Here is a 21,912-nt window from a genome sequence, read left to right as displayed (position 1 = left end):
AATCCAAGGAGCCCACCCTCCGCATCACACAGGAGACCACTCAGATGCCCATCGCAACCCCCGAGATCTACGCCGAGATGATCGACCGCGCCAAGGCGGGCTCGTTCGCCTACCCGGCGGTCAACATCACCTCCTCGCAGACGATCACCGCGGCCCTCCAGGGCTTCGCCGAGGCGGAGTCGGACGGCATCATCCAGGTCTCCGTCGGCGGCGCCGAGTACGCCGCGGGCTCCACGATCAAGGACCGGGTGTCCGGCTCGCTCGCCCTCGCCGCATACGCGACCGAGGTCGCGAAGAACTACCCGGTGAACATCGCGATCCACACCGACCACTGCGCCAAGCAGAACATCGACTCGTGGGTCCGCCCGCTGCTCCAGATCGAGGCCCAGCAGGTCAAGGACGGCGGCCTCCCGACGTTCCAGTCGCACATGTGGGACGGCTCGACCGTGCCGCTCGACGAGAACCTCGTCATCGCGCAGGAGCTCCTCGAGCTCTCCGTCGCGGCCCGCACGATCCTCGAGATCGAGATCGGCGTCGTCGGCGGCGAGGAGGACGGCCACGAGGCGGCGATCAACGAGAAGCTCTACACGACCCCCGAGGACGGCCTCGCGACGGTCCGCGCGCTCGGCCTGGGCGAGAAGGGCCGCTACCTGACGGCCCTCACGTTCGGCAACGTGCACGGCGTCTACAAGCCGGGTGCCGTCAAGCTCCGCCCGGCCCTCCTCAAGGAGATCCAGGACGTCGTCGGCAAGGAGGTCGGCAAGGAGAACCCGTTCGACCTCGTCTTCCACGGTGGCTCCGGCTCGACGGCCGAGGAGATCTCGGAGGCCGTCGACAACGGCGTCATCAAGATGAACATCGACACGGACACGCAGTACGCGTTCACGCGTCCGGTCGCCGCGCACATGTTCAGCAACTACGACGGCGTCCTCAAGGTCGACGGCGAGGTCGGCAACAAGAAGGCCTACGACCCGCGCGCGTGGGGCAAGCTCGCCGAGGCCGGCATGGCCCAGCGCATCGTCGAGGCGGCGCAGCAGCTCCGCTCGGCGGGCCACAAGCTCTGACGGTCGCGCCCGGTGACGTGACGAGGGCCCGGCGGTCGGACGACCGCCGGGCCCTCGTGCTCTGTCGGGATGCGTCTCGCGAGCAGCTGCTAGTCGAGGCCCGGGTCCACGTCGACGAGCTCCACGAGCTCGTCGAGGCGGGTCACGGTGAGCAGGAACCTCATGCTCGGGGGCGCCCGCAGGACGCGCACGGGCGGGTTCGCGCGGCTCGCCAGCTCGGCCAGGAACGACACGCCGGACGAGTCGATGAAGGTCACGTGGTGCGCGTCGATCTCGATGGGCAGCCCGGTGTCCTCGGCGTCGCCGATCGCGTCACGCAGGTCGTGCTCGAGGTCGATGTCGATTTCACCCGCGAGGACGATGCGGACGCGCTGGCTGCCGACGATGACGCCGACGTCGCCGGGGTCGCGCTCGACGCCGGAAACCTCGTCGATCGAGGCGCCGACGAGCTCGTCGGCGACGTCGACGGACGCGCCGTCGGGCTCACCGGCGGGATCGGTACGGTTGTTCTGCTCGTGCACGTGCCCAATCTACGGTCGATCGGCGTCTGGGGACAGTACCCTCGACGCGTGCCGCACATGCGCTGACCTGCACGAGCAGCGCGGAGGAGGGGCCATGGAGGGACGGGACGCGCGTCCGGCCGGTGTGCCGGACCCTCCGGTCGCCGTGCCCGGAGCCGTTCCGGCGCCCTCGGTCGGCGCGTTGTCCGAGGCTCTGCTCGCCGCGCTCGAGGCGTCGACGGTGCCGATGTTCCTCACGGGCCCGCGGCGCGGCGGCCTGCGGCTCGAGTGGATGAACGCGGCGTTCCGCGGCCAGGTGGCGGACGGGACGCACGCCGTCGTGGGCGAGCCGCTGTCGGTGCTTCGGGACCTCGTCCAGGAGGGACCGGACATCGACCCGCTGCGGACCGCGTTCGACGGCGGGAGCGCCGTGCAGGTCGTCGTGCACGACGTCGCGGCCGACGGTGAGCTGCGCTGGCACCAGCTCTCGTTCAGCCCGGTGCAGGCGGCCGGCGGGTCCGAGCACTGGCTCGGCGTGCAGGTCGACGTGTCGGACCAGGTCGGTGAGCCGTCGGGGGAGCGGGCCACCGTCGAGCTGTCGCGCCGCCGGATGGCGCGGCTCGACCTCATGACGCAGGTGTCGTCGCTCCTCACGGACCTCGACCACCCGCTGGTGCTGCGCGAGATCGCCGACGTGCTCGGGCGCGCCGTCGGCTGCCGGATCGCGTTCTACATGAACGACAAGGGCCTGGTGTACGCGGAGAGCGTCGACGTGAACACGCCGCCGAGCTCGCGGATCCGCACCCGCCACCATCCCCGCCACGCGGCGCAGTCCGCGCCGCCCGAGGGACGGGCGTGGGCGCGCGACGTCGTGCAGGACGTGCTCGACGGCGAGGACCTCGGCCCGGTGCAGGTCGACCTGGGCGACCCGTACCCGCCGGGGAGCGCGAGCGACGTCCTGCAGCGTGACGTGCGGTCCCGGCTCGCTGCGGACCTCACCGAGACGGTGGGGGTGACGGTCTACCCGGTGCCGGGCCGCCGTCGGGTGCTGGGGCTCCTGGTCGTCGTCCTCGAGCCGGGGCGCGAGTTCATGCCGTCCCTGACGCCCGGGACGACGCTCCGGTCGATCGCCCGGCGCGCCGGCATGCTGATCGACACCGCGCGGCTGTACGCGCGGGAGCACCGGCTCGCCGAGACGCTGCAGCGCGCCATGCTCCCCGAGCAGGCCGACGTCACCGGGCTCGACGTGTGGACCTACTACGCCCCGAACTCGGACCACGCGCAGGTCGGCGGCGACTGGTACGACGTCCTGCAGCTCACCGAGCGCGACGTGGGCGTGGTGATCGGCGACGTCGTCGGGCACGACGTCGAGGCCGCGGCGACCATGGGGCAGATGCGGTCCGTGGTGCGCTCCTACGCGTTCGAGATGACGCTCCCGGGCGACGTGCTCGAGCGCGTCGACGAGCTGGTCTCGGGGATGCGGCTGCCGCGCGCGTCCAGCCTCGTGTACGCACGGCTCGAGCGCCTGCCTGTCGAGCCCTCGCAGGGCGAGCCGTTGTGGGAGCTCGCGTACTCGCGTGCGGGCCACCTCCCGCCCGTGCTGGTGCGGGCGGGTGCGGCCCGGCTGCTCGACGGCGCGGCGGGCACGCTCATCGGCTACGGACCCAGCGTGCGCGCGACCGCGAGCCTGCGGCTCCTGCCGGGCGACGTGCTGGTCTTCTACACCGACGGACTCATCGAGCGGCGCGACCGCGACCTGCGTGCCGGGCTCGAGGCGCTGGCCGCCGAGGCGGGTGCCGTGAGCGCCGTCGACGCTGCGGGTGTGGGGGAGCAGCTCCTCTCGCGGGTCGGGTCGACGCCGGAGGACGACATCGCGGTCGTGGTCGTCCGGGTGCCCGACGTGCGCAGCGACGTCGTCCCCACCGACGGCGGCCCGCGCAGCCGCCGGTGGCTCCTGCCGAGCGAGCCGACGTCGATCGCGCGGGCGCGGCACGCCGTCGTGCGGACGTGCCAGGCGTGGCAGGTCGAGGGGGCGTCGCAGGCCGAGCTGGTCGCGTCGGAGCTGGTCGCGAACGCCGTCATGCACGGCTGGGGGCACGTGGCGCTGCGGTTGTTCGACACCGGGCGCACGCTCCGGATCGAGGTCGAGGACGCCAACCCGTCCCCGCCCGTGCCGACCGACGGGCACGTGAACCGCGGCGGCGGCTACGGGATGCAGATCGTCGAGCGGCTCGCGGACTGGGGCTGGCGTCCGACGCGCACCGGCAAGATCGTGTGGGCGAAGCTGCACGGCGTGAGCACGTTCACGGGCGCGCTCCGGCGAGTACCTGATACCGGCAGTTCTGGTCAGTCATCCTGAGGGACAGGGGCCGGCGCCGGTGTCGACCCCCGCGAGAAGCAACGGCGCGACCACGGAGCAGCACCATGTCGACCACGTCCACCACCCCCGCACCCACTGGCGTCGGCGTCAGCGAGCCCGACTACGACCTCGCCCAGCCCCTCGCGCCCGACTTCGGCGACGCCTTCCACGACGCCACCGACGCCGACCGCGAGCACCAGCTCCGCGTCCGCGCCTTCGTCCAGGACGAGGTCCTCCCCGTCATCGACGACTACTGGGAGCGCGCCGAGTTCCCCGTCGACCTCGCGCGCCGGATGGGCGAGCTCGACCTCCTGCGCGACGGCGTCGCCGTCCCCGGCTTCCCCCACACGAGCCACCTCGGCGCCGGCCTCGCCGCCATGGAGATGTCCCGCGGCGACGGCTCCGTCGCCACCATCTCCGGCGTCCAGGGCGGACTCGCCCTCCGCTCGATCATGATGCTCGGCTCCGACGAGCAGATCGCCGAGTGGGCCGAGCCCATCTCCCGCGGCACCAAGCTCGCGGCCTTCGCACTCACCGAGCCCACCCACGGCTCCGACTCCGTCTCCCTCGAGACCACCGCCCGCGCCAAGGACGGCGGGTTCGTCCTGCGCGGCGAGAAGAAGTGGATCGGGAACGGGTCCGTCGGCGACGTGTCCGTCGTGTGGGCGCGCGGCGAGGACGGCCAGGTCCACGGCTTCATCGTCCCCCAGGACTCGCCCGGCTACGAGGCCCGCACCATCACCGGCAAGATGTCGTTGCGCGCCATCTTCCAGGCGCACATCGTGCTCGACGACGTCTACGTCCCCGCCGAGAACGTCCTCCCCGGAGCGCGGTCCTTCAAGGACACCTCCCGCGTGCTCGAGGCGACCCGGCTCGGGGTCGCGTGGGGCGCCGTCGGGCAGGCCACCGCCTGCTACGAGGCCGCGGTCGCCTACTCCCAGCAGCGCGTCCAGTTCGGCAAGCCGCTCGCCAAGCACCAGATGGTCCAGGAGCGGCTCACGCAGATGGCGTCGACGCTCACGCAGCTCCAGCTCGTCGCGGCGGCCATGACCCGCCAGGAGGCGGCCGGCACCCTCACCGGGCCGCAGGCGTCCCTCGCCAAGTACACGTGCACCCGCGGTGCCCGCCAGATCGCCTCCACGGCGCGCGACCTGCTCGGCGGGAACGGCATCCTCCTGCAGAACCGGGTCGCCCGGCACTTCACCGACATCGAGGCCCTGCACACCTACGAGGGCACCGAGAGCGTCCAGGCGCTCATCGTGGGGCGGGCGATCACGGGCATGTCGGCGTTCGCCTAGGCCGTTCGTCGACGTGGGTCCGGCGGGGGCCGCGGGGAGGTGTGCGCGACCTACCATCCGCACCCCTCGTTCCTCGGGGTGCCCCCGCCAGACCCACCACGGTCACGCACACCTCCCTGCAGCCCCCACCTCTTCCGTCCCGTCGCTCTCGCGTACGAGCGCGGACGACCCGTGTGGTCGGGTGGGCGCATCGGGTGCCGCGTCGAACTGACTCGGATCGTCGGTCACGGGGGTGGTCGGCGACGATCTGAGTCGGTTCGACGATGGGTCCGAGGCGGCTTCGTCCACAGATTGCTGGTGAGGCCCCCACGCGCGGGCCGGACTTGCGACGCTGCTGGGCGTGACCGTCTCGCCACCGCTGCCGCCGCTGCCCTTCCGGACCGTCGATGCGCTCGCCGCCGGGGTCGGTGCCCGGCGGCTGCGGTCCGCGAAGCTGTATGCGCCCGTGCCCGGGGTGCGGATGGATGCGGCACTGCGTGACGACTGCCGGGCCGTGTGCCGTGCCCTCGCGCTCGTCCTGCCCGACGGCGCAGCGTTCTCCCACCTGACCGCCGCGCGGCTCTGGCAGCTCCCCGTGAGCCTGGTGGCGGAGCGAGAGGCGCGGCTCCACGTGACTGGTCGCGGGGCGCCGTGCGGCGGGGCATCGACCCCGTCCACGAGGAACGGGTCGTGCTCACCGATGCTCTGCTCGCCGACGACGGCCTGCGCGAGGTCCCGCGCTACGGCGTCCTGCCGGTCGACCTGGAAGCCGCGCTCGCGCGGACGCGAGGACGGCGCGGCGGCCGTGGCCTCGCTCGCGCGCTCGCCGACGCTGCGCGGTTCGTGGACTCACCGCCCGAGACCCGGTTGCGGCTCGGGCTTCGTTCCGCGGGCCTCCCGCCCCCCGTCGTGGGTGCCGACGTCTTCACGCCGGCGGAAGCTTGCGAGCGACGTCGCCCGGCGGGACTCGTACGAGCGCGTCGGCTGGCGGCAGGTGGTGCTCTTCGCCGACGACCTCATGACGCGCTGGCACGTGACGTGTCGTCGCGTGCAGGAGGCGCTCGACGCCCAAGGCGAGCGGCGCCGCACGCTCCTGCGGACGTCGTCGACGACGACGGCGGGCGGCGGGGCGGCGGGTTCAGCCGGCGAGGTGGGCCTCGAGGCGCGTGAGGAGCTCCTCCTGCGCGGCGACCACCAGCGCGCGGGCCTCGTCGAGGCCGCACCAGCGCGTGCGGTCGAGCTCCGGGAACTCCTGGAGCCGTCCCGAGCGCGGCGGCCACTCGAGCGTGAACGTGTTGGAGGCGGGCCGGCCCGGATCGGGCAGGTCCCAGCCGTCCGGGACGTGGCGCGCCCACGCGGTGACGCGCTTTCCGCGCTTGTTGCGCACGGTGCCGAGCTCGACGTCGGGCTCCGGTGCGCCGTCGGGACCCGGAGCCGAAGGCGGGAGGACGCCCAGCTCCTCCGTCGTCTCGCGGAGCGCGGCGTCGTAGAGCGCCTCGGTGCGGGCCGGGGCGTCGTCGTCAGCGGGGAGCGTCTCGACCTCGCCCTTGGGGATCGTCCAGGCCCGCGCGTCCTTGCGGGACCAGAACGGGCCGCCCATGTGCCCGACGAGCACCTCGACGTCTTCGAGGCCCTGGCGCCACAGCACGAGCCCGGCGGACTCGCTCACGGCCACCGCGTCGAACCCGACCTCACGACGTGCTCCCCTGGAGGGGGAACTCGTCGGTGCACCGGTGCGCCCGGTCGATCCGGAACAGGTCGAGCGCGCCGCACACCTCGAGGACGAACAGGTCCCGGTCCGACGTGCCACGCAGCACGGTCGCGCCGCCGCGCTTGCGGCCGGAGTCGGCGAGCGAGATGAGGAACGCGGCGCCCGTCGAGTCCATGAACGTCACCGCGCACATGTCGATCACGAGGAGCTGACGGCGCAGCCCGACGACGCGGGCCGCGATCTCGGGGAACTGGTCCCGCTCCGCGAGGTCGAGGTCGCCCGTGATGACGAGTGTCGTCGTCGCCGGAGACGTGGCGATCTCGATCATGTGTGCCACCGTAGCCAACAATGGGCTCATGGCACACAATCTCCTGGGTCCTGATCCCGTCCGCCTGCCCGACGACCACGCCGACGTGACGGCCCGCGCGATGATCGCCGACGGCGCGAGCGTCGCCGACGCCGCCCGTGCGCACCCCGCGTCGTCGTACGTGTGGGCGGTGCTCGCGGAGGACGCGCTCGCCGGCCGCGGCAGCACCGCGGGCCTGCCCGACGCCGACCTCCTCGCCTACGCGCTGGCCCGCACCGGCTACCACCGTGGCCTCGACTCGCTCCGCAAGGCAGGGTGGCGAGGGCAGGGCCCGATCCCGGTCGACCACGTCGCGAACCAGGGTGTGCTCCGGGCGCTGCTCGCGCTCGCGGAGGCCGCGGACGGGATCGGCGAGACCGACGAGGGCGTGCGCTGCCGTCAGTTCCTCGCCGACTCGGGTGTGACGCCCGACGAGGTGGCGGCGCTCCGCCGGTAGCCCGCCGACGGCGTGGTCCGCGGAAGGTCAAGAGCGCGCCAACCGGTAGACTCGTGAAGGTTTGTCCAGCGATCGTGAAAGTGGTGGAGTCATGCCGGCCGTGGTGCTCGTCGGTGCCCAGTGGGGAGACGAAGGCAAGGGCAAGGCGACGGACCTGCTCGGGTCGCGCGTCGACTACGTGGTGAAGTTCAACGGCGGCAACAACGCCGGCCACACGGTCGTCATCGGCGACGAGAAGTACGCGCTCCACCTCCTGCCGTCAGGCATCCTCTCGCCGGGCGTCGTCCCGGTGATCGCGAACGGCGTCGTCGTCGACATCGACGTGCTGTTCGAGGAGCTCGACGCCCTGATCGAGCGCGGCGTCGACGTCTCGCGGCTCCTGGTCTCGGGCTCCGCGCACGTGATCGCGGGCTACCACCGGACCATCGACAAGGTCACCGAGCGCTTCCTCGGAAAGCGCCGCATCGGCACCACGGGCCGTGGCATCGGCCCGGCGTACGCGGACAAGATCAACCGCGTCGGGATCCGCATGTGGGACCTGTTCGACGAGAAGATCCTCGCCGAGAAGGTCGAGGGCGCCCTCGACCAGAAGAACCACCTGCTCGTGAAGGTGTACAACCGCCGCGCCATCACGGTCGAGGAGACGGTCGAGGAGCTGCTCCAGCACGCCGAGCGCCTCAAGCCGATGGTCACGGACACGTCGCTCGTGCTCAACAAGGCGCTCGACGACGACAAGACGCTCCTGTTCGAGGCCGGCCAGGCCACGATGCTCGACGTCGACCACGGCACGTACCCGTTCGTGACGTCGTCGAGCGCGACGGCCGGCGGCGCGGTCACGGGCTCGGGCATCGGTCCGACCCGGGTCACGGGCGTGATCGGCGTCGTCAAGGCGTACACGACGCGCGTCGGCGAGGGGCCGTTCCCGACCGAGCTGTTCGACCAGTGGGGCGAGTACCTGCAGAAGACAGGTGGCGAGTTCGGCGTCACCACCGGCCGCGCGCGGCGCTGCGGCTGGTACGACTCGGTGATCACCCGCTACGCGACGCGCGTCAACGGCCTCACCGACCTCGTGCTCACCAAGCTCGACGTGCTCACGGGCATCGAGAAGATCCCGGTCTGCGTCGCGTACGACGTCGACGGCGTCCGCTACGACGAGATGCCCACCGACCAGACGGCGTTCCACCACGCGACGCCGGTCTACGAGGAGCTCGACGGCTGGTGGGAGGACATCTCCCAGGCGCGGACCTTCGACGAGCTGCCCGTGAACGCGCAGCGGTACGTGCACGCGCTCGAGGAGATGTCGGGAACGCGGATCTCCGCGATCGGTGTCGGCCCGGCCCGGGACGCCACAATTCAGGTGCACGACCTGCTCGGATGAGGTGGGCTGGGGGGATGACAACTCACCCAGCCGACGCCCTCTCCGCGCTGGTGACACGCCAGCGCACCGCCCCCGTCGACGAGGAGTCGGCCCGACGGCTCGCGGCGAACGGCCTCGAGCTGAGCCTCGTCACCACCGACGACGAGCGGGACGCCTGGGTGCAGAGCGTCGCCCGCGGGTTCCTCGACACCGAGCGCGACGCGGGGCAGCTCGCGGCGGTCCGCGAGCGAAGCACGTACCGCCGCGCGGTGGGCGTCTACGACCCGTCGGCCCCCGAGCCCGCCGCGCCGGTCGGCTCGGTCGCGGGATGGGTCACGGACCTCACCGTGCCGGGCGGCGCCACGCTCCCGACGCTCGCGGTCAGCGCGGTCACGGTCGCCGCGACCCACCACCGGCGCGGGATCGCACGGGCGCTCGTCGAGGGTGAGCTGAGGACGGCCGCCGCGCTCGGGGTACCGCTCGCGAGCCTGACGGTGAGCGAGTCACAGCTGTACGGGCGCTACGGGTTCGGGGCGGCTGTCCCCGTGACGTCGTGGCGGATCGACAACCGCCGCGCCGGCTGGATCGGGCCCGAACCCGGGGGCCGCGTCGACTTCGTGTCGCGTGAGCGGTTCCGGGAGCTCGCCCCCGCCCTCCACGAGCGCGTGCGGCCGCGCGTCGTCGGCGAGGTCCCCGTGCCGGCGGGGCAGTGGGACTCCTTCGCCGGCACGCGCCCCGACGCCAAGGAGGCCGGCAAGAACCGTGCCGTCCAGTACACCGACGCTGCCGGCGAGGTCCGCGGGCTGCTGGTCTACGGCGTCGAGGAGAACCCCGTCGACTACCCGCGCTCGACGGCGACCGTGTCGCTGCTCCTCGCCGAGAACCCCGACGCGCACGCGGCGCTGTGGCGGTTCGTGCTGGGGCTCGACCTGATCGGCGAGGTGCGGGCGTCCGAGCTGTCCGTCGACGAGCCGCTGCGCTGGATGATCGCCGACCAGCGCGCCGCGCACGTCGAGGTCGTCGACCACCACTACGTGCGGATCCTCGACGTCTCCGCCGCGCTCGAGGCCCGGCGCTACGGGGCGCCCGGGGTCCTCGCGCTCGACGTCACCGACCCCCTCGGCATCACCGGCGGCCGCTGGCTGCTCGACGTCGACGACGACGGCCGCGGCGTCGTCGAGGCGTGGCCCGACGGCGCAGCGGCACCCGCCGGGGCGACCACCGTCGAGCTCGGCGTCACCGAGCTCGCGATCGCCTACCTGGGCGGTGTCTCGCTCGCGACCCTCGTGGCGGCCGGACGCGCGACGACGTCCGACCCGGCCCACGCGGCCCGGGTGCTGGGCTGGCACGAGGCGCCGCGGCTCAGCTTCTGGTACTGACGGGGATCACCCGTCGGAACACCGTCCGCAGAGTGGTGAAAACCCCGCCGGGAGCGGGGTACGTGACTACGATCGATGATCATGAAGATCCTCGTCGTCGGGTCCGGTGCTCGCGAGCACGCCATCGTCCACAGCCTCGCGCAGGAGGCGTTGCACGGGATCCGCCACGACCTCCATGCGGCCCCGGGGAACCCGGGTATCGGGGAGCACGCGGACCTGCACGACGTCGTCGCCACCGACCCAGACGCGGTGACCGCGCTCGCCGTCCGCCTGCACGCGGACCTCGTCGTGATCGGCCCGGAGGGCCCGCTCGTCGCGGGCGTCGCCGACGCCGTCCGGGAGGCGGGGATCGCCGTCTTCGGCCCGAGCGGGGCCGCCGCGAGGCTCGAGGGATCGAAGGCGTTCGCGAAGGAGATCATGGCGGCCGCCGGGGTCCCGACGGCGATGGCCCACGTCTGCACGACGATCGCCCAGGTCGGTGAGGCGCTCGACGCGTTCGGTGCGCCGTACGTCGTCAAGGACGACGGGCTCGCCGCGGGGAAGGGCGTCGTCGTGACGCTCGACCGCTCGGCGGCGGTAGCCCACGCCAAGGCGTGCCTCGCGAAGAAGGACGGGCAGGTCGTCATCGAGGAGTTCCTCGACGGGCCCGAGGTGTCGCTGTTCTGCATCTCGGACGGCACCACCGTGGTCCCGCTGGCCCCCGCTCAGGACTTCAAGCGCGCGTTCGACGAGGACCGTGGTCCGAACACGGGCGGCATGGGCGCGTACACCCCGCTGCCGTGGGCGCCGGAGCACCTCGTCGACGAGGTCGTGAAGCGCGTCGCCCAGCCGACGATCGACGTGATGCGCGAGCAGGGCACGCCGTTCGTCGGGGTCCTCTACTGCGGCCTGGCGCTCACGCACCGCGGCGTGCGGGTCGTGGAGTTCAACGCCCGGTTCGGGGACCCCGAGACCCAGTCCGTGCTGGCGCGGCTCGTCACGCCGCTGTCCGCGGTGATGAACGCCGCGGCGCGCGGCACCCTCGCCGACGTCGGGCCCCTGCGCTGGACGCCCGACGCGTCGGTGACCGTCGTGCTCGCCGCGCACGGCTACCCGGGCGACGTCCGCACGGGTGACCCGATCATCGGTGTGCACTCCGCCGACGCCGTGCCCGGGGTGCACGTGCTCCACGCCGGCACCGCGCTCGACGACGACGGCCAGCTTCGGTCCGCGGGCGGGCGCGTGCTGTCGGTGGTCGCGGTGGGGGAGGACCTGCTCGACGCGCGGTCGCGCGCCTACCGGGCGATCGAGCGCATCATCCTGCCCGGGTCGCACTACCGCACCGACATCGCCCAGGCGGCGGCGGGCCCGCACCACGTCCAGCACGCGGCCGACCTGCACGACAACTACCCGGCCGAGCGGTTCTGAGCGTGACCGGGCTCGCGCCGGCCGACGACGAGATCCAGTTCCGCAGCGACGTCACGGTCGAGCTGGTGCGCGCGAGCGCGTCCGACGCCGACGTCCTGTTCGCGGCGCGCGTCTCGACGCTCGGGGAGCAGAGTCTCGACGGCGCTCGGGGAGGCGGACCGGGCGACGGGGCGGCGCCCCGTGACCGCGGTCTGATCAACTACCTCATGCGGGACCGGCACGGCTCGCCGTTCGAGCACAACTCGATGACGTTCTACGTCCAGGCGCCGATCTTCGTGTTCCGGGAGTTCATGCGGCACCGGATCGCGTCCTACAACGAGGAGTCCGGCCGGTACCGCGAGCTCCGGCCCGTGTTCTACGTGCCCGACGACGACCGCGCCCTCGTGCAGGTCGGCAAGCCCGGGGCTTACGAGTTCCTGCCGGGCAGCGCGGAGCAGCACGCTCTCGTCGACGCGTCCGTGCGCGAGGTGGCGACGCACGCCTACCGTTCGTACCGCGCGATGCTCGACGCGGGTGTCGCTCGCGAGGTGGCCCGGATGGTCCTCCCGCTCGACCTCTACTCGTCCATGTACGTGACCATGAACGCGCGCTCGCTGATGAACTTCCTGTCGCTGCGCCGTCGGGCGGAGGGCAGCACCTTCCCGTCGTTCCCGCAGCGGGAGATCGAGCTGTGCGCGGAGCAGATGGAGGCGGCGTGGGAGCGGCTCATGCCGCTGACCCACGCCGCCTTCGTCGAGCACGGGCGCGTCGCGCCCTGACGCGTCAGCCCTCGAGGAGCCGCGCGCCCAGGACGAAGCGGTCCAGCACGTTCTGGTGGAGGCCCTTCGTCAGGTAGCCGTTCCAGGAGCCGAAGGTGCTCTGCACCTCGTCGAACCCGGACTGCAGGTACTCGGGACGCACGTCGAGGAGCGGCTTGTAGACGGCTGCCGCGGCGGCGGGCATCGACGCGAGCAGGGCGGCGTTCGCGTCCGCGCGGTACACGTTGCTCAGCAGGTAGTCGGACTGCACGACGTCGGCGGGGACGCCGAGCGTGGTCAGCAGGGCTGCGGACCCCCAGCCGGTGCGGTCCTTGCCGGCGGAGCAGTGGAAGACCAGCGCTCCGGGACGGCGCTCGACCTCCTCGAAGAGGTCGGTGTACGCGGCCTTGCCGGTCGTGGACGAGACCATCGTCTTCTCGGCGTCGACCATGAGCTGGTGGGCGGCGTCGGCCGTGGTCGGGTTGAACGTCGTGGTGGTCGAGCCGCCGAGGACGTCGTCGACGACGTACTTCGTGCCGGCCGGGAGCCGGTCGGGTGCGGCGCTGCGCTCGTCGGCGGTGCGGAGGTCGACGTCCGTGCGGACACCGAGGCGCCGGAGCTTCGCGAGGTCGGCGTCGGAGAGGTTGTTCAGCGCGTCGGCCCGGTAGACCTTGCCCATCGCGACCCAGCGGCCGTCCTCGGTGCGGTACCCGCCGAGGTCGCGGAAGTTGACGGTGCCGTCGAGCCGGACCAGGCGGTCCGCGAGGGTCAACGACTCGCCGCGGTCGGGTGCGAGACGGAACCAGCGGCGGTCCGCCGGTGCCGTGACGGTGACCGTCACGCTGCCGCGCGAGCCGCCCTGGGCGACGACGTGCCGCGTGTCGATCCGGTTCTGCTCGTCGCCGGTGTAGATCCGGACGTGGGAGATGCCCGGGGCGGTCCAGGTGATCGTGAACGTGCCGTCACCGTGGTCCGTGACGGTCGCCGCGGTGAACGGGATGGCGTGGGACGAGGGGAGCAGGTGCTGGGTGGCGGGCGCCGTCGTCGGGTGTGCCGAGGCGGCGGGGGCGACGAGGCCCAGGAGCAGGACGGAGGCGAGGGCGGACGCGGCGACGGCGCCGGTGCGGGTTCTCTTCATGAGGTCGCACGGTGCCGGTGGCACGCGAACGCCCGGTGAACCGAGGGGAGACCGCCGGACCACCTTCGTCTGAACATCCGTCGCCGCCAGCAACAGGTGGCGACCGTCGGACAGGGCGTGGCCGCCGGTGCGAGTTCTGGGAGACTGGGCACCGTGACCGAGACCCTCACGCTCCCCGGCTGGCGCCACGTCTACTCCGGCAAGGTCCGCGACCTGTACGAGCCCGACCTCCCGGCGATCGGCGGGGTGCATCCCCTCGGTGACGTCGTCCTGGTCGTGGCGAGCGACCGGATCAGCGCGTACGACCACGTCCTCGCGACCGAGATCCCCGACAAGGGCGTCGTCCTGACGCAGCTCAGCCTGTGGTGGTTCGAGCGGCTCGACGGCGTCGTCCCGAACCACGTCGTGAGCACCGAGGTCAGCGCGGAGCCGGGCGACGGGCTCGTGCCCGACGTCGTCGCAGGGCGCGCGATGATCTGCCGTCGCCTCGACATGTTCCCCGTCGAGTGCATCGCCCGCGGCTACCTGACGGGCTCCGGTCTCGCGGACTACCGCCGGACCGGCGAGGTCTCGGGGATCGCGCTGCCGGACGGCCTCACGGACGGCTCGCGCCTCCCGGAGCCGATCTTCACGCCGTCGACCAAGGCGGAGGTCGGCGAGCACGACGAGACCGTCACGCTCGACCAGGTCGCCGCGACGATCGGCGCCGACGACGCCGCACACCTCCGCGACCTGACGCTCACCGTCTACGCGCGCGCCGAGGAGCTGGCCCGCGAGCGGGGCATCGTCCTCGCGGACACCAAGCTCGAGTTCGGGCGCACCGGGGACGGGACCGTCGTCCTCGGCGACGAGGTCCTCACCCCCGACTCCTCACGCTTCTGGGACGCCACGACCTGGGAGCCCGGGCACGCGCAGCCCAGCTTCGACAAGCAGTTCGTCCGCGACTGGCTCACGTCGTCCGCCTCCGGCTGGGACCGCGCGTCGGGCGCCGAGCCGCCGGCCCTGCCCGACGACGTCGTGCAGGCCACGCGCGACCGGTACCTCGAGGCGTACGAGCGGCTCACGGGCAGCCCGCTCGAGCAGGAGTCCTGACCTCTCTGAGCTGACACGCCGACGGCGCGGCCACCCGGGAGGGTGGTCGCGCCGTCGGCGTCCGGTGGCCGGGTCAGTTCTGCACGGTGATCTTCTCGGTCACCGTGGTCTTGTCGCCGTCCTTGTCCGTCGCCGTGGCCAGGAGCGTGTGCGTGCCGTTGCTCAGGGTCCGGGTGTCCAGCTTGTACGCGAACGTCCCCGCCGTCGGCTGGTAGACGTAGTCGAGCCCGGCCGAGTCGACCCGCAGGTTGTACGCCTGCTGGTTCGCGCCGGAGAGCTTGACCTTGACGTTCGTCGTCCCCGAGACGGTGTCGCCCGTCGCGGGGCTCTTGAACGTGAGCACCGGCGCGTTGTGGATCGTGAAGGACACGGTCTTCTCGACGCCCTTGCCGTTCTTCCCGATCGCGTCGACCTTGAGGCCGTAGACGCCGTCGGGGAGAGTCCGGGTGTCGACGACGAGCTTCGGGTGGGTGCCCGAGTTCGTCGAGCCGGGAGCCTTGGTGTTGTCGGTCACCCAGGTGTGCCCCGCGCCGCGGTTGAGCTCGATGTACGTGTAGGAGAGGTCCGACGCCGGGCCCTCGAGCGCGACCTTGAACGTCGCCTTGCCGCTCACGACGTCGCCGTCCTGCACGGAGATCGACTTCACCGTGGGGGGCAGCGGGCCGGGGTAGGTGTCGAGGTAGGTGGTCGAGTCGTCGTTGGTGCCGGCGACCGCGGCCTTGCCTGCGTCGTTGACGACGTGGTCGATCCCGCCGACCCCGTTGAGGAACCGCGAGACCGCGTGCGTGAACGTGACGCCCTTCGTGACGGGCGCCGTGATCGCGGACTCGAGCCGGATGTCCGAGCCGTCGTTGCGCGTCGGGTCGAAGAACGAGTAGACCCCCAGCCCGTACGCGGTGTGCGTCGTCACGTCGGGCGACACGGCGTACGAGGCGTAGCCCTTGCGAGAGCCGTCCATCCACGCCGACTGCGTCGGCGGGTCGTACGGGAGCTCCGACTGGTAGAAGACCGTCGTGCCGTCCTCGCCGTTCCAGACGACCTGCTCCTTCTGGTAGTGCTCGACGAACAGACCGGTCGCGGTGACGTGCGCGCCGTTGACGACGAGGCCGTGGTCCGCGGTGTTCTGGTCCCAGCCGACGCCCGCGCCGTGGTCCGCGCGCCACGACCAGATGTCGTCGAGCAGGGTGCGCGGCGAGTTCACCTCGATCGCGGTCGTGACCTTGCCCTCGTGCGGGCCGCCGACGCGCACGAACACGTCGGACAGCGTCGTCGGGTTCGAGGCGTCGGAGTGCTTCGCACCCTGCGGCCCCACCTGGACCAGGACGTCGGACTTCACGGCGCCCGCGTCGACCGTGATGCCGGCGATCTTGATGCCCTTGACGTCGCCTGTCACGATCGCGGCGTTGCCGTTCGTGGGGGACAGCGTCGCCATACCGAGGCCGAGGACGACCTGGTTGGCCTTGGGCACGACGAGCGCCTCGTCGAGCGAGTACACGCCCGGCGTGAGGACCAGGTTCTTGCCCTTCTTGAGCGCCTTGTTGATCGTGGCGGCGGTGTCGCCCGGCTGCGCGATGAAGAACGACGAGATCGGGAGCGAGGCGCCCGCGTCGTCGCCGTCCGCCCACGAGACGCCCGAGCTGTCGGTCCGCGCGTCGGGCACGAAGACGGCGTAGCCGTGGTTCTTGTCCCACGTGAGGAACGGCGCGTCCCGGCTGACGGGCGTCCTCGGGACGACCGTGTAGGCGGGCGTCGGGTAGGTGAGCTGGTCGGCCGTGACCTTGCCGGACGCCGTGGTGTAGGTCGCGTCCGCGTTCACGCCCGCGAGGACCTGGTTCCAGACGGCGCCGTCCCAGGTCTGGAGCTGGCTGTCCTGGGTGTACCACTGCTGCTGGGAGCCCGAGGTGATGGTCCCGGCGACGCGCGAGTCGGACAGGTACCCGCCGGACGAGAACCCGCCGAACCGTGGGAACACGGACAGGCTGCCGGTCACGTCGAGGCGGCGAAGCGGCGCGGCCTGCGACACGGCCCAGCGGAGCTGGTGCGCGTCCGCGACCCCCTCGGGGTTGAGGAGACCGTCCGGGTTGTCGTCGGTCGGGTAGCAGACGCCCTTCACGCCGGTGTCCGTCGCGACGGGCTGCTGGATCGGGTTGATCTTCATGTTCGACAGCGAGCGCCAGAAGTTCGTGAGCGCGCTGTCGCCGCCGCCGCTGTTGTCCCACGGGCAGACGTTCGTCGGGGGCACCCCCTCCGCGTGGACCGCGCCGTTGATCGTGACGTCGTCGGGGTTGGAGCCGAGCCCGGCGACCGTCTCGTAGTAGCCCACCTGCCCGTTGATCACGTCGGTCGCGGTGGCGGGGTTGTCCTGCCCGGCCGCGCTCCCGTACGTGCCGGGCTTGAAGAAGAAGGCGTGCCGGTCGGTGCTGAACTCGCCGTACCCCTGGGCGGCGGCGAGGGCGCTGTTGATGTCCGCCGTCGACATCGACGGGTCGAAGACCGTGACGTTCGGTCCGAACGGGTTGTCTGCCGTGGCCGCGGAGGCGGACGTCGCGGCGAGTGTCGCACCGACGAGCCCGGTGGCGACGAGCGCGCCGGCGGCGAGCCCGGCGGTGGCGGCGCGCGCGGCGCCGTTCCGGCCCCGACGGGGCCGGCGGTGTGCTGATGTCACTTCTCGTGTTCTCCTTCGAACGCGAGCACCGACCCCCGCCCGTGGCTCCGCGTGCGAAACGAGGGGGGCACCGATGGACGTGCACAGCACGGGTGCGTCTCCAGGCGGAGCCACGCGCTGCGAACGTCACGCTACGTGACGCAGGTCACCGCCGCCAAGCGGCGTCCGCGGGTGAAAGGTCCCGCCGGTAGACTGGGCAGCGGATCCCCGCCGCCCCGTGCCCGTCCGGCGCTCCTCGCCGGCGGCGCCCCCCTCGAAGGAGCCCCTGTGGGACGCGTAGTCGTCGACGTCATGCCCAAGCCCGAGATCCTCGACCCGCAGGGGAAGGCCGTCGCCCGCGCCCTGCCGCGTCTGGGTTTCGACCAGTTCGTGAGCGTCCGTCAGGGTAAGCGGTTCGAGCTCGAGGTCGAGGGTGACGTCACCCCCGAGGTGCTCGACGCGGCGCAGCGCGCCGCCGAGACCGTGCTGTCGAACCCGGTGATCGAGGACGTCGTCCGGGTTGCGGACATCGAAGCGGACGCGGCCGCGACGGTGGCGTCCGAGGGCCTGGCGTGAGCACCGCCACGGCCGGCGCGCAGGGCCTTCGCGTCGGCGTCATCACCTTTCCCGGCACCCTGGACGACCGTGACGCTGCGCGCGCCGTCCGGCTCGCGGGCGCCGAGGCCGTGTCGCTCTGGCACGGCGACGCGGACCTGCACGACGTCGACGCGGTCGTCCTGCCGGGCGGGTTCTCGTACGGCGACTACCTGCGGGCCGGGGCGATCAGCCGGTTCGCGCCCGTGATGGAGAAGGTCGTCGACGCCGCGCACGGCGGTCTGCCCGTGCTCGGCATCTGCAACGGCTTCCAGGTCCTCACCGAGGTCCACCTGCTTCCGGGTTCGATGATCAAGAACGACCACCTGTCGTTCATCTGCCGCGAGCAGCCGCTGGTCGTCGAGAACGCGTCGACGGCGTGGACGAACGAGTACGAGCAGGGCCAGCGGATCGTGGTCCCGCTCAAGAACCAGGACGGCCAGTACGTCGCCGACGAGCACACCCTCGACGAGCTCGAGGGCGAGGGTCGTGTCGTGTTCCGTTACGAGGGCTGGAACCCGAACGGCTCGCGTCGCGGGATCGCGGGCGTCACGAACGCCCGAGGCAACGTCGTCGGGCTCATGCCGCACCCCGAGCACGCCGTCGAGGCGGGGTTCGGCCCCGCCGCGGACGCCGGACCACGCTCCGGCACCGACGGGCTGACGTTCTTCACCTCGGTGCTCGCGCACCTCGTCGCCGCCTGAGCGACGGGGGCTCGTTGGCGTGACTGACGCCGTGCCCGAACCGGCTCCCGTGGGCTCCCCCCGCGCGCCCTCCGACCTCGCCGGTGCGCCCCCGCCCGACGTCGCCGTGCCCGCCGTCGTGGACCGCCTCGCCGCGGGTGACGTCGTCGTCCCGGTGTGGGAGAACGCCGTCGGTGGCCTGACGTTCCGCCTGGGCGAGGGCTCGCGCGCCCGGTACGTGAAGTGGGTGCCCCCCACCGAGCGTGCGGCCGAGCTCGACCTGGTGGCCGAGGCGGAGCGCCTCGCCTGGGCGGCACCGTTCACCCCCGTCCCGCGCGTCCTGGACGCCGGCACCGACGACGACGGCGCCGCCTGGCTGATGACGGCGGCGCTGCCGGGCGAGAGTGCGGTGAGCGACCGGTGGCGGGCCGACCCTCGCACGGCGGTCCGGGCGGTCGGGGAGGGGTTGCGCGCCCTGCACGACGCGCTGCCCGTCGCGGAGTGCCCGTTCGACTGGGGCGTCGGCTCGCGCGTCGCCCGGGGTCGGCTCCGCCCCGGCGCCGACCTCGCGCTCCTCGACCGGCTCGCCGCCGAGCCCCCCGAGCCCGAGCGGCTCGTGGTGTGCCATGGCGACGCCTGCGCCCCCAACACGCTCCTGGGCCACGACGGCCGCTGGCTCGCGCACGTGGACCTCGGGACGCTGGGCGTCGCCGACGCGTGGGCCGATCTCGCGGTCGCGGCCTGGAGCACGCAGTGGAACTACGGACCCGGCTGGGAGGACGAGCTCCTCGCGGCCTACGGCACCGCCGTCGACACCGAGCGCACCGCGTACTACCGCGCGCTGTGGGACGCGACCTGAACCCACGACGGGCAGGCTTGACCTTGACCTCGGGGGAAGGTCCACGGTGGTCGTGGCCGGGCAGGGTGCTCGGCCTCGAGGAGACGACGATGGACGACGTGCTGGTCCCGATCGGCCGCTTCTCGGCGTTGAGCCGCCTCTCGCCGAAGGCGCTGCGGCTCTACGACGAGCTGGGCCTCGTGGTGCCCGCGCGCACCGACCCGGTCACGGGCTACCGCTGGTACGACCCGGGACAGGCCTCACGGGCCCGTCTGGTGGGTCTGCTCCGGGAGCTGCACCTGTCGCTCCCGGAGATCGCCCGCGTGCTGGTCCTGGACGGTGCCGCCGCAGCGACGGTCGTGCAGGAGCACGCCGCCGCGGACGCCGGTGCCGCGCAGGCCCGGTCCGAGCTCGCCGGGTACGTCTGCCGCCTCCTCGCCGACCCGAACGGGAGGCACGCCATGGAGCAGTACACGATCGAGACACGGACGGTTCCGAGCCGGGCCGTCCTGAGCTGGACGCGTCGCGTCCACAGCGAGGGGCTGGGTGAGGTGCTCGGCGAGGCGCTGGGGCGGATGCGCTCCGCCGGACCGGGGCTGCCCGGGATCGAGGGCTGCCCGTACGTCGTCTACCACGCCGAGGTCTCCGACGACAGCGACGGCCCCGTCGAGGTGGTCAGGCCGATCGCGTCGCACGACGACGCCGTGGCCGCCGCGAAGGCGCTGGGGGACGTCCAGGCGCTGGTCGAGCCGACGCACGACGAGGCGTTCGTGCGTCTGACCGCGGCGCAGCTCCGGGGCGCCGAGGTGCTGGACGCCCTCGACGCGCTGCGCCGTTCGGTGGACGGGTCCGGGCGGCGCTCCGCCGGGCCGCCGCGGCAGGTGATGATCGCCGACTGGCGGACCGCCGGGCCCGACGACGCCGCGTGCGACCTCGCGGTCCCCTTGGCGGCACCGGCGGGCGGTGCCGACAGGACGGCACGGAGGGCGTCGGATAACGTCGGAGCATGACGCGTGGGGGCCGGGTCAGGTCCTCGGCGACGTTCGTCGGGGGCGTGCTGGGCGCGGCGGTCGTGGCCGCTGCGCTCTCCGGCTGCGCCTCGGGCGTCGGCGGCTCGAAGGAGCGGTGCGTCGTGGACGCCGCCGGCTACACCTCGCTGCAGAGCCTCGACACCTTCACGGACGCGGTGGTGCGGGCGCACGTCGTGGACGACGCCGCGCAGGCCAGCCAGGCGCCGGCCGACGAGACCCACGCCACGGTGACCGAGATGTTCCACGTGACCGTCGACGACGTCGTCGCCGTCCGGCCGGGCCAGCCCGCCCTGAGCGACGGTCAGCAGCTCGAGATCACGCTCTCCGTCATCGACCCGAAGGGGTGTGCAGCGGACGCTGCGACGCCCACGCCCGGCTACCAGGGCCTCCCGCTGGAGTCGGAGGTGCCCGGCCGGGGCGCCGACGTCGTCCTCTTCCTGGGCGGGGAGCCCACCGTCGCAGGAGCCACGAAGGCGGCCGACGCGACCGTGCGCTCGGCGCTCGGCTACGCGTCGGTCGCCCCCGACGGCGGAGGCACCGCGGTGACGTTCCACGCCACACCGGGCGCGCTGCGCGGCGCGATCATCCCCCTCCCCGACGTCCTCGCGGCGGTGCGGGCGGACCTCACAACCCCGCGACGAGGTTGACGAGCGTCGCCAGGATGACCGTGCCGAACAGGTACGACAGCAAGGCGTGCCCGAGGGCGAGGCGCCGGATCGCCGACGAGCCGACGTCGGTGTCGGAGATCGCATAGCTCATGCCCACGGTGAACGCCACGTACGCGAAGTCGGAGTACCGGGGCGGCTCCTCCTGGTGGAAGTCGACCCCACCGTCGGGTCCCGTGTAGTAGAGCTGCGCATAGCCGAGGGCGAAGAGGGTGTGCACGGTGGTCCACGACGCGACCACGCTCGCCACGGCGACGGCTGCTGCCAGCGCCTTGTCCGTGACGTCGGAGCCGAGCAGGACGAACCCGACACCGACCAGGCTCGCCACCGACGCGACGACGACCGTCGCGTGCGTCGCGAGCCGCGTGGGCTCCTCGCGGGTCGCGTGCGACGCGGTGGCGTCCGCGTCCATGGGCCAGACCGTGGCCCAGGTCCACACGACGAACAGCACGGCCACCGTGCACCACCCGAGCAGCACCGCGAGCCCCACGGGCAGCACGAGGCCCGCGAGGACCCCGACGACGGCGCCGGCGAACGTGCCGATCGCGAGCCGCTCGGCGGGCGAGACGTGGTCGCGGCGGTTCGGCACGGCGTCGGGCGTGGTCACGGGGCCAGTCAAGCACCGCGCCCGGC

20 protein-coding genes are annotated in these 21,912 nt (G+C 72.7%); 14 read left to right on the top strand and 6 right to left on the bottom strand.

Features of this window, described 5'->3' with window-relative positions:
* Positions 1 to 44: 44 nt before the first annotated feature.
* Entirely contained in the window at positions 45 to 1,064 is a 1,020-nt protein-coding gene (gene fbaA, locus KDY119_RS16110) for a class II fructose-bisphosphate aldolase (RefSeq protein ID WP_036947527.1), read from the top strand.
* Between the two features lie 89 nt (positions 1,065 to 1,153).
* Here fbaA and KDY119_RS16105 read toward each other — a convergent pair whose 3' ends face one another.
* Positions 1,154 to 1,585 (bottom strand): STAS domain-containing protein, encoded by a 432-nt coding sequence (locus tag KDY119_RS16105; RefSeq protein ID WP_227994395.1) that lies wholly within the window; start codon positions 1,583 to 1,585, stop codon positions 1,154 to 1,156.
* A 94-nt stretch (positions 1,586 to 1,679) separates the two neighbouring features.
* On the opposite strand from KDY119_RS16105, the gene KDY119_RS16100 reads away from it, so the two are divergent.
* On the top strand, positions 1,680 to 3,923 hold the full coding sequence (locus KDY119_RS16100; protein ID WP_083890672.1) for an ATP-binding SpoIIE family protein phosphatase: 2,244 nt from the start codon (positions 1,680 to 1,682) through the stop codon (positions 3,921 to 3,923).
* Positions 3,924 to 3,988: 65 nt separating this feature from the next.
* Complete coding sequence (locus KDY119_RS16095) at positions 3,989 to 5,221, top strand: acyl-CoA dehydrogenase family protein (protein ID WP_036947526.1); 1,233 nt, start codon at positions 3,989 to 3,991, stop codon at positions 5,219 to 5,221.
* 1,117 nt (positions 5,222 to 6,338) lie between these two features.
* Here the strand turns inward: KDY119_RS16095 and KDY119_RS16090 are convergent.
* Positions 6,339 to 6,869: an NUDIX domain-containing protein gene (locus KDY119_RS16090; protein WP_227994394.1), complete on the bottom strand. Its 531-nt coding sequence runs from the start codon at positions 6,867 to 6,869 to the stop codon at positions 6,339 to 6,341.
* Positions 6,870 to 6,891: 22 nt separating this feature from the next.
* Entirely contained in the window at positions 6,892 to 7,239 is a 348-nt protein-coding gene (locus KDY119_RS16085; protein ID WP_036947524.1) for an STAS domain-containing protein, read from the bottom strand.
* A 28-nt stretch (positions 7,240 to 7,267) separates the two neighbouring features.
* Between KDY119_RS16085 and KDY119_RS16080 the strand changes: the two genes are divergently transcribed.
* The 5 genes from KDY119_RS16080 to thyX all read left to right on the top strand — a co-directional run bounded on the left by KDY119_RS16080 (position 7,268) and on the right by thyX (position 12,615).
* Positions 7,268 to 7,714, top strand: a complete 447-nt coding sequence (locus tag KDY119_RS16080) for a DUF3151 domain-containing protein (protein WP_036947523.1) — start codon at positions 7,268 to 7,270, stop codon at positions 7,712 to 7,714.
* Positions 7,715 to 7,805: 91 nt separating this feature from the next.
* The gene (locus tag KDY119_RS16075; RefSeq protein WP_036947522.1) at positions 7,806 to 9,092 is read left to right on the top strand and encodes an adenylosuccinate synthase; all 1,287 of its coding nucleotides are present in this window, start codon (positions 7,806 to 7,808) and stop codon (positions 9,090 to 9,092) included.
* A gap of 14 nt (positions 9,093 to 9,106) precedes the next feature.
* Positions 9,107 to 10,450: a GNAT family N-acetyltransferase gene (locus KDY119_RS16070; RefSeq protein WP_036947521.1), complete on the top strand. Its 1,344-nt coding sequence runs from the start codon at positions 9,107 to 9,109 to the stop codon at positions 10,448 to 10,450.
* 81 nt (positions 10,451 to 10,531) lie between these two features.
* Positions 10,532 to 11,857 (top strand): phosphoribosylamine--glycine ligase, encoded by a 1,326-nt coding sequence (purD, locus tag KDY119_RS16065; protein ID WP_051136438.1) that lies wholly within the window; start codon positions 10,532 to 10,534, stop codon positions 11,855 to 11,857.
* A gap of 2 nt (positions 11,858 to 11,859) precedes the next feature.
* Entirely contained in the window at positions 11,860 to 12,615 is a 756-nt protein-coding gene (gene thyX / locus KDY119_RS16060) for an FAD-dependent thymidylate synthase (protein ID WP_036947520.1), read from the top strand.
* Between the two features lie 4 nt (positions 12,616 to 12,619).
* On the opposite strand, the gene KDY119_RS16055 is transcribed toward thyX, so the two are convergent.
* Positions 12,620 to 13,732 (bottom strand): tyrosine-protein phosphatase, encoded by a 1,113-nt coding sequence (locus tag KDY119_RS16055; protein ID WP_036947519.1) that lies wholly within the window; start codon positions 13,730 to 13,732, stop codon positions 12,620 to 12,622.
* 153 nt (positions 13,733 to 13,885) lie between these two features.
* Between KDY119_RS16055 and KDY119_RS16050 the strand changes: the two genes are divergently transcribed.
* Positions 13,886 to 14,824: a phosphoribosylaminoimidazolesuccinocarboxamide synthase gene (locus tag KDY119_RS16050; RefSeq protein WP_153022539.1), complete on the top strand. Its 939-nt coding sequence runs from the start codon at positions 13,886 to 13,888 to the stop codon at positions 14,822 to 14,824.
* Positions 14,825 to 14,897: 73 nt separating this feature from the next.
* Here the strand turns inward: KDY119_RS16050 and KDY119_RS16045 are convergent, their stop codons facing one another.
* Complete coding sequence (locus KDY119_RS16045) at positions 14,898 to 17,489, bottom strand: Ig-like domain-containing protein (RefSeq protein WP_194174254.1); 2,592 nt, start codon at positions 17,487 to 17,489, stop codon at positions 14,898 to 14,900.
* Positions 17,490 to 17,756: 267 nt separating this feature from the next.
* Between KDY119_RS16045 and purS the strand changes: the two genes are divergently transcribed.
* The 5 genes from purS to KDY119_RS16020 all read left to right on the top strand — a co-directional run bounded on the left by purS (position 17,757) and on the right by KDY119_RS16020 (position 21,261).
* Positions 17,757 to 18,044 carry a phosphoribosylformylglycinamidine synthase subunit PurS gene (gene purS / locus KDY119_RS16040; RefSeq protein WP_153022538.1) on the top strand — a complete coding sequence of 96 codons (288 nt, stop codon included), beginning with the start codon at positions 17,757 to 17,759 and terminating at the stop codon, positions 18,042 to 18,044.
* The gene (purQ, locus tag KDY119_RS16035; protein ID WP_036947518.1) at positions 18,041 to 18,766 is read left to right on the top strand and encodes a phosphoribosylformylglycinamidine synthase subunit PurQ; all 726 of its coding nucleotides are present in this window, start codon (positions 18,041 to 18,043) and stop codon (positions 18,764 to 18,766) included. Before purS ends, purQ begins: the two co-directional genes overlap by 4 nt.
* A 49-nt stretch (positions 18,767 to 18,815) precedes the next feature.
* Complete coding sequence (locus KDY119_RS16030; protein ID WP_407657437.1) at positions 18,816 to 19,604, top strand: phosphotransferase; 789 nt, start codon at positions 18,816 to 18,818, stop codon at positions 19,602 to 19,604.
* 89 nt (positions 19,605 to 19,693) lie between these two features.
* Positions 19,694 to 20,593 (top strand): MerR family transcriptional regulator, encoded by a 900-nt coding sequence (locus KDY119_RS16025; RefSeq protein ID WP_153022537.1) that lies wholly within the window; start codon positions 19,694 to 19,696, stop codon positions 20,591 to 20,593.
* A complete protein-coding gene (locus tag KDY119_RS16020) occupies positions 20,590 to 21,261 on the top strand; it encodes a hypothetical protein (RefSeq protein ID WP_036947516.1) in 672 nt (223 codons plus the stop codon). Before KDY119_RS16025 ends, KDY119_RS16020 begins: the two co-directional genes overlap by 4 nt.
* On the opposite strand, the gene KDY119_RS16015 is transcribed toward KDY119_RS16020, so the two are convergent.
* The gene (locus KDY119_RS16015; RefSeq protein ID WP_227994393.1) at positions 21,239 to 21,886 is read right to left on the bottom strand and encodes a DUF1345 domain-containing protein; all 648 of its coding nucleotides are present in this window, start codon (positions 21,884 to 21,886) and stop codon (positions 21,239 to 21,241) included. The genes KDY119_RS16020 and KDY119_RS16015 overlap by 23 nt on opposite strands.
* Positions 21,887 to 21,912: the final 26 nt, after the last annotated feature.

Source organism: Luteimicrobium xylanilyticum (genome assembly GCF_009429125.1).
Classification (GTDB): Bacteria; Actinomycetota; Actinomycetes; order Actinomycetales; family Cellulomonadaceae; genus Luteimicrobium; species Luteimicrobium xylanilyticum.
The sequence above is the reverse complement of the archived record's forward strand: the minus strand, read 5'-3'. Positions and strand labels throughout refer to the sequence as shown.

Coding starts and splice junctions, on each gene's coding strand:
- fbaA (WP_036947527.1), top strand. CDS start 45: ATGCCCATCGCAACCCCCGAGATCTACGCCGAGATGATCGACCGCGCC.
- KDY119_RS16100 (WP_083890672.1), top strand. CDS start 1,680: ATGGAGGGACGGGACGCGCGTCCGGCCGGTGTGCCGGACCCTCCGGTC.
- KDY119_RS16095 (WP_036947526.1), top strand. CDS start 3,989: ATGTCGACCACGTCCACCACCCCCGCACCCACTGGCGTCGGCGTCAGC.
- KDY119_RS16085 (WP_036947524.1), bottom strand. CDS start 7,239: ATGATCGAGATCGCCACGTCTCCGGCGACGACGACACTCGTCATCACG.
- KDY119_RS16080 (WP_036947523.1), top strand. CDS start 7,268: ATGGCACACAATCTCCTGGGTCCTGATCCCGTCCGCCTGCCCGACGAC.
- KDY119_RS16075 (WP_036947522.1), top strand. CDS start 7,806: ATGCCGGCCGTGGTGCTCGTCGGTGCCCAGTGGGGAGACGAAGGCAAG.
- KDY119_RS16070 (WP_036947521.1), top strand. CDS start 9,107: ATGACAACTCACCCAGCCGACGCCCTCTCCGCGCTGGTGACACGCCAG.
- purD (WP_051136438.1), top strand. CDS start 10,532: ATGAAGATCCTCGTCGTCGGGTCCGGTGCTCGCGAGCACGCCATCGTC.
- KDY119_RS16055 (WP_036947519.1), bottom strand. CDS start 13,732: ATGAAGAGAACCCGCACCGGCGCCGTCGCCGCGTCCGCCCTCGCCTCC.
- KDY119_RS16025 (WP_153022537.1), top strand. CDS start 19,694: ATGGACGACGTGCTGGTCCCGATCGGCCGCTTCTCGGCGTTGAGCCGC.
- KDY119_RS16020 (WP_036947516.1), top strand. CDS start 20,590: ATGACGCGTGGGGGCCGGGTCAGGTCCTCGGCGACGTTCGTCGGGGGC.